We start from the raw sequence: 14,399 nt of genomic DNA on the forward strand, positions 1-14,399 counted from the left end.
AAAAAGAAGGCTGTCTCACTCAGCCTTCTCTTTATGTGTGTCTTGCTGCTCACACATATACGTCACTGGACAAAAACGAAGAATGCCAGATGCCAGTTTCATTCCGCCGAACATGATGCTGAAAAGCAGCATTTTACTCCATGGTTTTCTAGCATATAAAGAACCAGCTACAGTACATATTGTCATTCCACAGGCAATTCGAATGAGCGCTTCCATTAAGCCGAGATTAGGTTTCATTGAAGGTAAATCTCCTTTTTTAAATATTTTAAGTGTGATTTCAAGAAATTGTAACGTTTCATTAATGCGTAACGTGGTTCGTTATGTTACGATAGGGCTAATACAAATGAAGGAGAGTATGTGAATGTCCGAACGTACTTTTAATTGGAGAAACAATGACATCCGCACACAAATCGATGTAGTCGACTCAAAAATAGTTCCAACACTCCTTTTAACGAATGGACTCGTGCTAAACCCGTTTTTAAAACAATGGGTGAAGGCAAATATTTGGATACATGATGATCGAATTGTTTATGTCGGAGCAGAGCTTCCTCAAAATAAATCAGCTAAACGTGTGATTGATTGTGAAGGGAAATACATTGTGCCTGGGTATATAGAGCCTCACGCGCACCCGTTCCATATTTATAATCCCCAATCACTTGCAGAATATGTGTCTCAATTTGGCACAACAACGATGGTCAGTGATAACTTATTTCTTCTTTTGCAGAGCAATGAAAAGAAAGCGCTTTCCACTCTGTGTGAATTAAAACAGCAGCCATTTCAGTATTTCTGGTGGTCTAGATATGATCTTCAAACTGAAGTCAGATATGAAGATGAGATGCTTCCTATCAACTACCGGAAGGAATGGATTGATCATCCTGATGTCCTTCAAGGCGGCGAATTAACAAGCTGGCCAAGATTGATGGACGGTGATGATCTCATTTTATATTGCATGCAAGAAACGAAGAAGCAGCGGAAACGAATTGAAGGGCATTTCCCCGGAGCTTCTGAGAAAACGCTAACAAAAATGAAGCTGTTTGGCGCGGACAGCGATCATGAAGCGATGAATGCAGACGATGTGCTCAAACGCTTGTCCCTTGGCTACCATGTCTCACTTCGTCATTCTTCCATCCGCCCAGATTTAGTGAACATTTTAAGAGAGCTGCACGAGCGTGATTTTAGACACTATGATCACTTCTTCTATACAACAGATGGAGCAGCGCCTCATTTTTATGAGGAGGGTATGATTAATCGTTTGATTTCAATTGCCCTTGAAGAAGGCGTGCCTATCATCGATGCATACAATATGGCGACCTTTAACATTGCGAAATACTATCAAATTGATGACCTATTAGGTGTTGTCGGTCCAGGACGTCTGGCTTCATTGAATGTGTTAGATGATCCAATGAATCCAAATCCGGAAACGGTGATATCTAAAGGGGTTATCCTCAAATTAGATGGAGAGAACCAGCATCAATTTCAAGAAACTAAATGGGAAAATGGCGGGCTTGTTCCATTAGATTTAGGCTATGATCTGACGACGAGTGATTTGCAATTTTCCATGCCGCTAGGTGTCAAAATGAGAAATGCTGTCATCATGGAGCCTTATACAGTGGAGATTGATAACTCTGTGAACCAGCTGTCATGTGATCATGATCAAAGTTTCTTTAGCCTGATTGACCGAAAAGGCGAGTGGCGTGTGAATACGATGCTCAAAGGCTTTGCAAACAAAGTGCAAGGGTTTGTCAGCTCATTTTCGCTCACGGGTGACATTTTAGTGATCGGGAAAAATAAAGAAGATATGATGCTGGCACATAAGCGAATGAAAGAAATCGGCGGGGGGATCGTCCTCACAGAGAACGGGAAAATTTTGCACGAAATCCCGCTGCAATTATCAGGCTGTGCCTCTGCTGAACCGTTTGAGACAGTTCTTCAGCAAATACAAACCTTGCGTGAGCTGCTCATTGAGCGAGGCTATCCATTTGATTGCCCAATTGATACACTTGTCTTTTTCCAAAGTACCCATTTGCCGTATATTCGAGTGACACCAAGAGGAATATTTGATGTCATGAAAAAAACTGTACTCTTTCCGTCTATAATGCGTTAAAATATAACAGAGTGGAGCTGTATCATCTTTGCCACATTTCTGACAACTGTTATAGGGCAGACGTGAGCAATGGATCTCTTCACTGCCATGTAAGTGAAAATACTTATGTGGAGTTGTTGAAGCAGAGGGCTTTGACATGACGAGTGAAATGGCCTGATTGAAAAATGAATCTGTCGGTTACGCTGACCGACCAACATATTTTGAATAATTGAGCGAGGCGGGGCGCATGTTTGTGGTCTCGCCGAGCTTTCCGCACAACCTGTATTTTTAGGGCAGACCTAATCAAGCAGAAGTGTTCTTGATATCGGAAGCAAACAAGTTTGTCAGATTGTCGAACAAGGAAAATGACAGAACTTGTCGATTTTGTATACGATAAAGAAGCTTCGGCTTACGAAAGAACTGACGGCATTTCCAGCGTATAACCAAACCTGTCATGATTCGTTCAAAGCTCATTGCTGAGGTTGAAAAAAAATAGTCAGGAAAGATACCGCTTTCTCCGCAGAATGTCGTGCGAAGCGGTGCCAATAGTAAAGGAGAAGATGTATAAAGATGCAAATTGATAAATTAAGGGGCAAAAGCTTAGATCAGTTATTCAACTCCATCTTATCCCTTAAAGACCTGGAAGAATGCTATCGATTCTTTGATGATTTGTGTACCATCAATGAAATCCAATCTTTATCACAGCGTCTTGAAGTAGCACGTATGCTTCGCGAGGGGAACACGTATCATAAAATTGAGACGGAAACAGGTGCGAGCACTGCAACCATCTCACGTGTCAAACGCTGCTTGAACTACGGAAATGATGCCTACACAATGGCACTTGACCGCGTAGCAGAACAGCAGGCAAATGACGAAACAAAATAAAGCAGACTTCACTGTAAACAATCCTATTCAAAAAGAATGGCGTTGTTTACAGTTTTTTTATGAAGAGCGCTGAAAAGACAAGCAAGGACTGGCTTGAAAGAAGCAACAAACGGGTCATTTAACCGAATAACTTTATCAGAAGGTTGTGGAGAAGAAAAAATGAGATTCAATGCTTTGATTCCAGAGTTATCTGTAACAGACATCGAAAAGTCTAAATGGTTCTATATAGAATTGCTTGGTTTTAAATTGGAATATGAGCGTGAAGACGATAAATTTATATTTGTTTCGTTGGAAGAGGAAACACAAATGATGTTAGAAGAAATCAATGGCCATTGGGACACTGGGGAGTTAAAACACCCATTTGGACGGGGAATCAATTTTCAAATAGACATTAAAGACGTACAGCCTGTCATTGACCGTTTAAGAAAGCAAAACATTCCACTATTCAGAGAGCCAACTGTTAGCAAATATAAAAGTAATGATACTACGTTTATACAAAAGGAATTTCTTGTTCAAGATCCTGATGGATATTTACTTAGGTTCTCGCAAGAAATGGCAGGTTAACATGAAAGTCTCTTTCAGAATAGGGCGCGATTGTTGAATAAGTAAAATTAAGAGTGGCTGCGGCTACTCTTTTTTATTTTGAGATACATGAGTACAGATACAAAAAATTGACTATTGCCGAAAAGGACAACGGTTATTTTTAAATTTGTGTTACTGCCATTCCCTTTGAATGTTTCTCGCATCGGAAAGAGGCAGCCAACTCTGATCATCATCATGTCTATTGAAAAAGTCTTTAAAATAGGAATCTCCTTTAAACACAATGATTTGTGATTCCCATCATTCAGTGGCATCTACTGCAACCATGACACGATATACTTCTCCATCAATTGGCTTCAAATCAATGAGATGTTCAGCTCTATTTATCAGTGTCTGGATGGACAATCGCTTGATTTTTTGAGGTGTTTTGTTTGTACAAATAAAATCATAAGCAGCTGGTAGAGGAAGATGCCAATACCCTTGTTCAATATCTGCCGGGAACTCTCGTGTACTTTCCTCAATTCTTGTAACCATCTCATTCGTCTTCCGTTTCATCCCGCGAACCTTTTTCTCACGCATCCTCCATCTCTCCACTTCCTGGTCATTTGCCCTAAGTTCTTTATACGCGATTGAGCCAAAATGTCAATTGAAAAAAAGGTGCAAAAATGCACCTTTCTCAAACTAGACGGATGGCTGTGTCCCTGTAAAAATAGGCACTTCACTCGTCTGACCATTTTCTTGTCTATAGACAATATGTTTCTCATTAAAATGAATGGGAGATTCAATACCAGCGGCTGCGGATAAGTTAAACAAGCCTTCTCTTAGAGAAAGGATATAATTGCAGACTCGGTATTTCTTTTCTTCAATTGATAAACCCTTTTGCAGTTTTGGATCAGTTGTGGCGACCCCGACTGGGCATTTATTCGTGTGGCACACTTGGGCGCGAATGCATCCGACTGAAAACATGAGTCCCCGTGCGATATTGACAAAGTCAGCACCCATGGAAAGGGCAATTGCAATTTTATCTGGTGAGAGAAGTTTGCCAGAGGCAAAGAGTTTGACCTGATCTCTGACACCGTATTCCTTCAATATTTGATGAACCATTGGGAGTGCCGTGAAAATCGGCAGCCCTGCGGAATCTGCCAATTCATGAAAAGATGCGCCAGTGCCGCCTTCTCCGCCATCCACTGTAATGAAATCAGGGTGCTTTCCGCTTTTTTTCATGTACGTTGCAAGCTCTTCAATGTTTTCTTTATGTCCGACCACAAGCTTGATGCCGACAGGCTTTCCGCCTATACTTCGCAGCTGTTCAATGAAATCAAACATATCCGGAATGGAGTGGAACATCTCAAATCGGTTTGGGCTGTCAATAGATTGATGGGGCGGCAATTTACGGATGTTCGCAATTTCTTCGGTGACCTTTTCGCCGTCAATATGACCGCCGCGTGTTTTAGCTCCTTGAGCCAGCTTCAGCTCAAAGGCTTTGACTTCCTCATGCTCGCTTTTTTTCTTAAATTCTTCAAAGGAAAAAGCGCCATCTTCTGTTCTCACGCCGAATAGACCGGGCCCAATCTGGCATATGATATCGGCTCCGCCTTTGAGATGATAGGGAGAAAGCCCGCCTTCACCTGTGTTCATCCACGTACCGCCAGCCATTTTTAATCCCGAGGATAGTGCTGTAATGGCCCTGTCGCCTAAAGATCCGTAGCTCATGGCAGACTGTCCAATCAGGCCTTTTACACGGAATGGCTTTTGACATGTGTGCTCGCCAATCACTTGTACATCGTCTTGATGGAGATAGTAAGGTTTTGCTTCCACCTCTTTGGTATGTTCACTTCTTCGTAGTAAATTGTCTTGATCAATCTGATACACTTTTGTTTGGATTTTTTCAGATTGATCGATGCGTAACTCATCTCGCTGCTTTGGAAATAGGACGTTGCGAATGTAGTAACCAGGCTTGTCAAAATCACGTTTTGATCCAAAGCCCATCGTCCGGCTTTTGTACTTCCCAGACATGACAGCTTGCTCGTATTCTCTTCTTGAGAAAGGAAGCTCTTCGCGATCATTCAGAAACAGATATTGACGAAGCTCAGGTCCTATTTTTTCAAAAATAAACCGCAGCTTTCCAATGACCGGATAATTTCGCAGGACAGAATGCTCTTCCTGTTTTTCATCTCTCATCCAAATCCAGATGAATAAAATGATTGGTATGATGAAACAAATCACTAATAGTGCGCCAACAATGACAATGAAAGTTGTTGTCACGAAGATCCCCTCTTTTCTCTATCATTGTTGTTGTTATTCCACTTTTCATTGAAAGAGAAACCACTTCAACATATTGTGACGTTTAGAAATGAAAAGCCGGGGTAACTTACAAATAAGATCATAAGGGGAGGGAACATACATGAATAAGCGTCCGAATGCGTATGTACTTGCAGGATTAGGGGTTGGTGGTGCAGTGTTATTAGCAGTAAAAAATAAACAGCATCTCAAAAAATGGGCAAGCATGTTCCGCTCAGATGAAAAGATTCCTGAAAAAGCTGGACACCCTGATCCATTAGATATTCAAGACAACAAGATGGTCGATGAAGGGGCCATGACATCCGTCCATTATTTCAATGAAGTGAGACAATAGCTTGGAAAAACCGTTTTGACCATTCAAAACGGTTTTTTCTTGTCTTTCTTTTGACGTTATATCGATGAGGATCGACAATCGTAAAACCGATTAGCCCTTTGTGATCAGGCGTCGAGAAATGAAATTCAATGCCTGATAAATGATAGGTTGAGAGAACGTCCTGATCTGTAAAACGTAAAGAAAGCTCGTCCTCATACACGGGTGCATGCTTCAAAACTTCGGCTTCTTCTGCAAATAACTCCAGACCAGCTACTCGTCCCTCTTTGTCGATATCTGCGTTCATACATTCATTCACATCTAATTCAATGGTTTCTTTGATTGTCCCGATTCCTACAGGCAGGAGATAGATGTATCCGATATTGATCGTTTGATCATATGTGATGGTTCTTTTCATGTGGGTCACCTACTTTATGTATGGTTTTTTGATCAATAGTAAAATGTCCCTTTATTGTATAATAACATGTGGTGATACAAAGCTTTCCTATCAGTGAACGGTCAAAGATCATCCCTCTCAGCTCCTAGATGTTTTCAGCATTCTAACCTAAAGTCACGAACCCCATTTTCAAAAGAATGAAACTTTTAGCTGAAGAAGGTTACCCATTTTTTGCGGTCACTGATTTTGTTATAATATTTAAATGGAATGAAACGAATGGAGGAACGTTTTTCATGTATGATGTTACCGAGTGGAAGCATGTCTTTAAACTCGATCCAAATAAAGAAATATCCGATGAACAGCTAGAGGCAATTTGCGAATCTGGTACGGATGCTATATTGATTGGCGGCAGTGACAATGTGACAGAGGACAACGTGCTTCAATTGATGTCAAAGGTCCGCCGGTTTCTTGTGCCATGTGTACTCGAAATCTCAACACATGAAATGATTGTGCCGGGCTTCGATCTGTATTTCATCCCGACTGTCTTAAACAGTTCTCATCCTGATTGGATTGTTGGGCTTCACAAGGATGCGATGAAGGAATTCGGTGATTTGATGTCGATGGAAGAGATCGTGCCTGAAGGCTATGTTATTTTAAATGAAGAGTGTAAAGCGGCCAAGCTCACAGAGGCAAATACAGCACTGGACATCGATGACGTAAGAGCATATGCAAGAGTGGCAGAGCATTTAATGAAGCTGCCCATTTTTTATCTAGAATACAGCGGAACGCTTGGAGATATAGAACTTGTGAAAGAAACGAAAGCAGTGCTTTCTGATACGGTTCTTTTTTATGGCGGGGGCATTGAAAACGCAAAGCAGGCGGAAGATTTTGCGCAGCATGCGGACGTGGTTGTTGTAGGAAACGTCATTTATGACAATTTCAAAGAAGCATTAAAGACAGTGAGCGCAGTCAAAAAGTCATCATAGTCAAACAAGACGAAAAGGGTTAAAATAGAACATAAGTTCGAATTGGCGGTGAATGAAATGAATGAAATATCGAATCATCTATTAGAAGGGCTAAATGACGCGCAAAAAGAAGCGGTCAAAGCAACAGACGGTCCGCTACTCTTGATGGCAGGAGCAGGAAGCGGGAAAACGAGGGTGCTCACACACCGAATTGCCTACTTAATGGCAGAAAAGCATGTGGCTCCGTGGAACATTTTAGCGATTACGTTTACAAATAAAGCAGCACGTGAAATGCGTGAGCGTGTCCAAGCCATTTTAGGACCTGGTGCGGATGACATTTGGATCTCTACGTTCCACAGCATGTGTGTGCGTATTTTACGACGCGATATTGACCGTATTGGTGTAAATCGCAACTTCTCTATATTAGACACATCTGATCAGCTTTCAGTCATTAAAAACATTTTAAAAGAACGAAATATCGATCCTAAAAAGTTCGATCCTCGCAGCATTTTAGGATCAATCAGCAGTGCAAAAAATGAACTCATTGACGCAGAGGAATACGCCAAAACAGCCAGTGATTTCTATGATCAAGTGGTTAGCGACGTCTACACAGATTACCAAAAGCGATTACTTAAGAACCAATCACTCGATTTTGATGATCTTATTATGATGACGATTCGTCTGTTTGAGCGCATCCCTGAAGTATTAGAACACTATCAGCGAAAATTTCAATACATTCATGTCGATGAGTATCAGGATACGAACAGAGCGCAGTACATGCTTGTGAAACTGCTTGCTCAGCGTTTTCAAAATATATGTGTGGTCGGTGACTCGGATCAGTCCATCTACCGCTGGCGCGGAGCGGATATTACAAACATTCTCTCCTTTGAAAAAGATTATCCATCCAGTGAAGTGATTCTGCTTGAGCAAAATTACAGATCGACGAAACGTATACTGAATGCCGCAAACACGGTGATTCAAAACAATTCAAACCGTAAGCCGAAAAACCTTTGGACAGAAAATGATGAAGGGGCGAAGATTGCCTATTACCGTGCAGATAATGAATTCGGCGAGGGTCAATTTGTTGCTGGAAAGATTCATCAGCTTCATCAGAGCGGTAAGCGTAAATTATCCGATTTTGCGATTCTTTATCGAACCAATGCCCAGTCTCGTGTCATAGAGGAAACATTATTGAAGTCAAACATTCAATACAACATTGTCGGCGGCACAAAGTTCTATGACAGAAAAGAGATTAAGGACATTTTGGCGTACTTACGCCTAGTAGCTAACCCAGATGACGACATTAGCTTTGCACGAATTGTGAACGTACCAAAGCGCGGAATCGGTGCGACATCTGTTGATAAAATCGCAGCATACGCGGAGATGAATGACCTGTCTATGTTTGAAGCGCTTGGTCAGGTAGATTTCATTGGACTCAGTGCAAGGGCAGCCAATGCACTTGATGAATTCAAACAGCTCATTGATCAAATGACAAATATGCAGGATTATTTATCTGTCACAGAACTAACAGAAGAAATTTTAGAGAAAACAGGCTATCGTGAAGCACTAAAGGTTGAAAAAACGATTGAGGCACAAAGCCGTCTAGAAAATATTGACGAGTTTCTCTCTGTGACTAAGAACTTTGAAGAACAAAATGAAGACAAGTCCCTTGTGACCTTCCTGACAGATCTTGCTCTTGTCGCAGACATTGATAAGCTGGATGAGAATGAGGAAGAAGATCAAGATGCGGTCATTTTAATGACGCTTCACGCCGCAAAAGGTCTAGAATTCCCGGTTGTCTTCTTAATGGGCATGGAGGAAGGTGTCTTCCCGCACAGCCGCTCATTAATGGAAGATGCAGAGATGGAAGAAGAGCGCCGCCTTGCTTATGTAGGCATCACACGGGCGGAAGAAGAGCTTTATTTATCAAGTGCCAAGATGAGAACACTCTTCGGCCGGACAAACATGAACCTTGAATCAAGATTCATTCGAGAAATACCAGCCGATTTATTGGACAACCTAAATGAGAAAAAAGAAACGAAAACACCATTTGGCCAAACTAGAGAAAGACCACAAAGACGGGGACCTGTCTCACGTCCGCAAACTCAAACCATTCAAAACACAGGCGGCGGAAGTATTGGCTGGGCTGTGGGCGATAAAGCGGCTCATAAAAAATGGGGCGTTGGAACGGTTGTGAGCGTAAAAGGCAGTGGAGACAGCACGGAGCTTGATATTGCTTTCCCAAGCCCTACAGGCATTAAGCGTCTTCTCGCAGCATTTGCGCCAATTGAGAAGCAATAAACCGATAGGACATATAAAACGGATGAATTGAAAGGAAGAAGCAGATGGATAAAGAAGCAGCGAAACGCCGGATCGAGGAACTGCACCAGATTTTGAACCAATACAACTACGAATATCATACACTGGATCGTCCAAGTGTTCCTGACGCTGAATATGATGCGCGGATGCGTGAGCTGATCTCTTTAGAGGAAGAGCACCCTGATTTAAAAGCAGCGGATTCTCCCTCACAAAGAGTCGGAGGCGCTGTGTTAGACGCCTTCCAAAAAGTGCGCCACGGCACACCGATGCTCAGCCTCGGGAATGCGTTTAATGAACAGGACCTTCTTGATTTTGACCGCAGGGTTCGTCAAGCAGTCGGTGACGATATTGCATACAATGTCGAGCTGAAAATTGACGGACTCGCTGTTTCTCTCCGTTATGAAAATGGCCTGTTTGTCCGAGGTGCCACACGTGGAGATGGGACAACGGGTGAGGATATTACAGAAAACCTCAAAACCATTCGATCCATCCCGCTCAAAATCAAACGTCCTTTGTCAATTGAAGTGAGAGGCGAGGCATTTATGCCAAAACCTTCTTTTGAAGCATTAAACGAAAAAAGATTACAAAACGAAGAAGAGCCGTTTGCGAACCCGCGTAATGCGGCGGCAGGCTCGCTTCGTCAGCTTGATACGAAAATTGCGGCGAAACGAAACCTTGATATCTTCGTCTACAGTATAGCGGAGCTTGATGAAATTGGTGTTGAATCGCAAAGCGAAGGACTTGATCTTCTTGACGAACTTGGCTTTAAAACGAATAAAGAAAGACGGATGTGCCAAACGATTGAGGAAGTGATTGAGCTCATTGAAACACTAAAAACGAAGCGTGCCGACTTTTCATATGAAATCGATGGAATTGTGATCAAAGTCGATTCGTTAGCTCAGCAAGAAGAGCTCGGCTTTACAGCAAAAAGTCCCCGCTGGGCTGTTGCGTACAAGTTTCCAGCTGAAGAGGTCGTGACAAAGCTGCTTGATATTGAACTAAGTGTCGGGCGTACAGGTGTCATCACACCAACGGCGATCCTTGAGCCTGTCAAAGTAGCAGGAACGACAGTGCAGCGAGCTTCCCTTCATAATGAAGATTTGATCAAAGAAAAGGATATTCGCCTTTTTGATCAAGTGATTGTGAAAAAAGCGGGCGATATTATTCCGGAAGTCGCAGGTGTACTGATCGATCAGCGTACAGGAGAAGAAAAGCCGTTTCACATGCCGACTGAATGCCCAGAGTGTCATAGTGAGCTGGTGAGAATTGAAGGCGAAGTGGCTTTGCGTTGCATCAATCCAGAATGCCCTGCCCAAATACGTGAGGGACTCATTCACTTTGTTTCCCGCAATGCAATGAACATTGATGGGCTTGGCGAGCGGGTCATTACACAGCTTTTCCAAGAACAGCTTGTCTCTCGTGTGTCTGATCTTTACCGATTAACGAAAGAAGAGCTCATTCAGCTTGAGCGAATGGGCGAAAAATCTGTCGACAATTTACTGCGTTCGATTGAGCAATCGAAAGAAAACTCTCTAGAGCGTTTACTATTTGGACTCGGTATACGATTTATTGGCTCTAAAGCGGCGAAGACCTTGGCGATGCATTTCGGTGATATCGATCAATTAAAGCAAGCGACGAAAGAACAATTACTCGAAGTCGATGAAATCGGTGAAAAAATGGCTGATGCTGTCGTCACGTACTTTGAGAAAGAAGAAATACTCAATCTGCTAAATGAACTAAAAGAGCTTGGGGTTAATATGACCTACACAGGACCAAAACCGGTGAAGGTTGAAGAAAGTGATTCCTATTTTGCAGGCAAAACCATTGTGCTGACAGGGAAATTAGAAGAAATGGCTCGAAACGATGCAAAAGCAGCGATCGAAGCACTAGGCGGTAAACTGGCAGGTAGTGTGAGTAAGAAAACAGATTTAGTCATAGCCGGAGAAGCAGCGGGAAGTAAGCTGACAAAGGCAGAAGAACTCAATATAGAAATTTGGGACGAAGCTAAAATGCTCGAGGAGCTAAAGAAATAAGAGGAGTGTTTTCTATTGAAAAAGTTGTTATTGCTGCTGACAATGCTCACACTGATATTGTCAGCGTGTGCACCTTTTGGGGGAAAGGAAGAGGAAGAGGTCACACAAAAAACGGATGAAACGAAGGAAACAGCCATCATCCCGATGTACAATATCTCTGACTCCTATTACAAAATGGTGCTGCCGTTTAAACAAGGGGCTGCGAGAGGATTAACAGCAGAGCGTCTCAACACACGCTTGGACATCGATGAATTTGAAACAGGACTCATGCGCCTTGCAACAGAGTCATTTAATACAAACGACTACCTTTTCCAAGAAGGACAGCATTTTGATGAGGACACCGTTCTAGGCTGGCTGGCGCGCAAAAAAACAGGCAGTGATCTGAAAAAGGCAGAAAAAGAAGATAAAGACTTTAAGAATCTAGGCTTAAACCCTGCTCTTCCGAACTCAGGTTCAACAAAGTCTAAAAATGAAAGTAGTCCAATTTACTTAGCTTCGATGCTAGAGCATAATTACTTAATTCGAAAAGATAAAAACAGCTTACAGCTTGGCGGAGTTGTCATTGGACTTGCGCTGAACTCTGTTTATTATTACCGTGAAAATATCGGTGACCCGCAGCAAGAAGTGACGATCGATTCTTCGAAAAATTCAAAGAAACTTTTGGCAGAAGGCGAAAAAATTGCTGAACAAGTGATCAAACGAATTCGTCAAATGGATGGGCTGCAAAAAGTGCCTGTCATGATTGCCCTTTATAAGCAAGCACCAAAATCATCTATCGTTCCAGGAAACTTTATCGCCAAAACGGATGTGAAAGCGGGCTCAGCTGATATCGGCAATTGGGATACGATCAAAGAGGAGAATGTCTTCTTCCCTTCAGATAATGCGAAAGGCAACTACAAAGATGATTCCGAGCGATTTGACCGCTTCAAAACAAAAGTCGAAGACTACTTTCCGAATTATACTGGTGTCGTAGGAAAAGGGTTTTACAAAGACGGCAACCTGCAAAAAATGAAAGTCGAAATTCCAATGCAGTTCTACGGAAAAACGGAAGTCGTAGCCTTCACGCAATATTTAACAGGTGAAGTCATGGATTACTATAAGAGTACCAATATCGAAATTAACATCACATCTTCAGATCAACAAGAAGCCTTGATCACGAAAAATGCTGAAGACAAAGAACCAACCGTCCATATATATGACTAAATAAAAACCGCCTTTTGGCGGTTTTTTAAATTAGTCATAATGTATCAAATTATGAAAATATTGTTATAAAAAGTAGAAGTGTAGAAAATAATGTATTATTATGGGTGATAATGAAGAGAAAATGGAGATCACTATGAAAAATAAATCATTTTACTTTTTATTAGGGGGACAATCCCTAGCAAATTTTGGGGATTCGCTATATGTCCTCGTATTGACCATCCTGACATATCAATTAACAAATTCTACACTGATTGCTTCAATGGTGGCTGTCTCACAGTTTGTTGGACAAGCACTTGGAGCGGTACTCATTCCTTTCTTTATGTATCAATTTAAGCTAAAAAGACTCATTATCTATTTACAAATGTGTCAAATTGCTTTCTTCGGTTGCTTAATTTTCATTTATATTCTACAACTATCAACTTTTACTATTCCTCTCTTTTTTATCATTGTATTTTTCCTTTCTTTGATAGATGGAGGAACCATTCCTGTTCGAAATTCGATGATCCCACGTTTAGTAGAAAAGAACTTTTTACTAAAAGCCAATAGCTATATCTTAACTTCTGATCAAATGGTCCTTTTACTAGGCTGGCTGTTAGGAGGGCTGTTTATTGGCATTCTTGGACCACAGTTTCTCCTATTGACGACACTTGTTTTATACAGTTTGTCACTCATATCTATGCTCTTTATCATTGATACTGGGGCTGCAGCTAAACAAGAGCAACAGTCTGAATCATTTGCTACAAGGGTCTTTTCAGGGTGGAAGCTCATGTATGAAAAACCAACTATTCGAACATTAACGATTTTAGAAATGCTATCCATGAGCGGTAGAAGTATTTGGACTGGTGCCATTATCCTTGTGTATGTCACAGAAGTTTTACATCAGCCTGAAACATGGTGGGGCTTTATTAACGCAAGCTATTTTGGCGGAACCATTCTAGGCGGCCTGCTTGTGTTGCGGTTCGCAAAGCATGTGGAACAGCGTTTGTTTGATCACATTTTTTACAGTTCGGTGATCGTAGCTGTGCTAACCCTTTGCTTAGGATTGAATCATTCTGCATGGATGAGTTTGTTGTTTGTCTTTTTATTAGGACCAGCCTTTCAGCTTCGCAGTATTTCCATTCGAACCTATGTACAAGATACACTGAGTGAAATTGAATTGCCCAAAATACTATCAGCTCAACATACACTATCAACTTTTATATACGGAATGTCCATCCTCGTTATGAGCACCATGACCGATCTCTTTGGGGCAAGAGTCGTCTTTTTTATAAACGTTGCCCTGTTTACTGTGTCGGCTTTCCTAGCGTCTAGATTAAAAAATGAACAAATTTAGACATTTTATCTCAATTATTTACAAAAATAC

Annotated in this window: 12 protein-coding genes and 1 pseudogene; 9 read left to right on the top strand and 4 right to left on the bottom strand. The window is 41.7% G+C overall.

Annotated elements, in window-relative coordinates:
- Window positions 1-15: 15 nt before the first annotated feature.
- On the bottom strand, window positions 16-237 hold the full coding sequence (locus MKZ05_RS03450) for a DUF2892 domain-containing protein (protein WP_034320223.1): 222 nt from the start codon (window positions 235-237) through the stop codon (window positions 16-18).
- Window positions 238-361: 124 nt separating this feature from the next.
- Here MKZ05_RS03450 and MKZ05_RS03455 point away from each other — a divergent pair, with 124 nt between their 5' ends.
- From MKZ05_RS03455 to MKZ05_RS03465, 3 genes are all read left to right on the top strand, one after another.
- Window positions 362-2,104 carry an adenine deaminase C-terminal domain-containing protein gene (locus MKZ05_RS03455; protein WP_003214450.1) on the top strand — a complete coding sequence of 581 codons (1,743 nt, stop codon included), beginning with the start codon at window positions 362-364 and terminating at the stop codon, window positions 2,102-2,104.
- A gap of 549 nt (window positions 2,105-2,653) precedes the next feature.
- Window positions 2,654-2,968, top strand: coding sequence for a YerC/YecD family TrpR-related protein (locus MKZ05_RS03460; RefSeq protein WP_003214053.1), 315 nt, complete (start codon window positions 2,654-2,656; stop codon window positions 2,966-2,968).
- 159 nt (window positions 2,969-3,127) lie between these two features.
- Window positions 3,128-3,532 (top strand): VOC family protein, encoded by a 405-nt coding sequence (locus MKZ05_RS03465; RefSeq protein ID WP_050945722.1) that lies wholly within the window; start codon window positions 3,128-3,130, stop codon window positions 3,530-3,532.
- Between the two features lie 150 nt (window positions 3,533-3,682).
- On the opposite strand, the pseudogene MKZ05_RS03470 reads toward MKZ05_RS03465, so the two are convergent.
- Window positions 3,683-4,087: pseudogene (locus MKZ05_RS03470) on the bottom strand (DUF3916 domain-containing protein).
- A gap of 102 nt (window positions 4,088-4,189) precedes the next feature.
- Window positions 4,190-5,773, bottom strand: coding sequence for an FMN-binding glutamate synthase family protein (locus MKZ05_RS03475; protein ID WP_050945723.1), 1,584 nt, complete (start codon window positions 5,771-5,773; stop codon window positions 4,190-4,192).
- 139 nt (window positions 5,774-5,912) lie between these two features.
- On the opposite strand from MKZ05_RS03475, the gene MKZ05_RS03480 reads away from it, so the two are divergent.
- Window positions 5,913-6,143 (top strand): hypothetical protein, encoded by a 231-nt coding sequence (locus tag MKZ05_RS03480; RefSeq protein WP_003214314.1) that lies wholly within the window; start codon window positions 5,913-5,915, stop codon window positions 6,141-6,143.
- On the opposite strand, the gene MKZ05_RS03485 is transcribed toward MKZ05_RS03480, so the two are convergent.
- Window positions 6,124-6,537: a DUF2283 domain-containing protein gene (locus tag MKZ05_RS03485; RefSeq protein ID WP_050945724.1), complete on the bottom strand. Its 414-nt coding sequence runs from the start codon at window positions 6,535-6,537 to the stop codon at window positions 6,124-6,126. The genes MKZ05_RS03480 and MKZ05_RS03485 overlap by 20 nt on opposite strands.
- Window positions 6,538-6,809: 272 nt before the next feature.
- Here MKZ05_RS03485 and MKZ05_RS03490 point away from each other — a divergent pair, with 272 nt between their 5' ends.
- The 5 genes from MKZ05_RS03490 (at window position 6,810) to MKZ05_RS03510 (ending at window position 14,369) form a co-directional block, all read left to right on the top strand.
- The gene (locus MKZ05_RS03490; protein ID WP_041816135.1) at window positions 6,810-7,502 is read left to right on the top strand and encodes a heptaprenylglyceryl phosphate synthase; all 693 of its coding nucleotides are present in this window, start codon (window positions 6,810-6,812) and stop codon (window positions 7,500-7,502) included.
- A gap of 57 nt (window positions 7,503-7,559) precedes the next feature.
- A complete protein-coding gene (gene pcrA, locus MKZ05_RS03495; protein WP_050945726.1) occupies window positions 7,560-9,782 on the top strand; it encodes a DNA helicase PcrA in 2,223 nt (740 codons plus the stop codon).
- A gap of 44 nt (window positions 9,783-9,826) precedes the next feature.
- The gene (gene ligA / locus MKZ05_RS03500; protein ID WP_212046324.1) at window positions 9,827-11,833 is read left to right on the top strand and encodes an NAD-dependent DNA ligase LigA; all 2,007 of its coding nucleotides are present in this window, start codon (window positions 9,827-9,829) and stop codon (window positions 11,831-11,833) included.
- Between the two features lie 42 nt (window positions 11,834-11,875).
- A complete protein-coding gene (locus MKZ05_RS03505) occupies window positions 11,876-13,036 on the top strand; it encodes a CamS family sex pheromone protein (RefSeq protein WP_223251227.1) in 1,161 nt (386 codons plus the stop codon).
- Window positions 13,037-13,169: 133 nt separating this feature from the next.
- Window positions 13,170-14,369, top strand: a complete 1,200-nt coding sequence (locus MKZ05_RS03510; protein ID WP_034620241.1) for an MFS transporter — start codon at window positions 13,170-13,172, stop codon at window positions 14,367-14,369.
- Window positions 14,370-14,399: the final 30 nt, after the last annotated feature.

It is taken from the genome of Bacillus sp. FSL M8-0277 (assembly GCF_037975305.1).
GTDB lineage: Bacteria > Bacillota > Bacilli > Bacillales > Bacillaceae > Bacillus > Bacillus pumilus.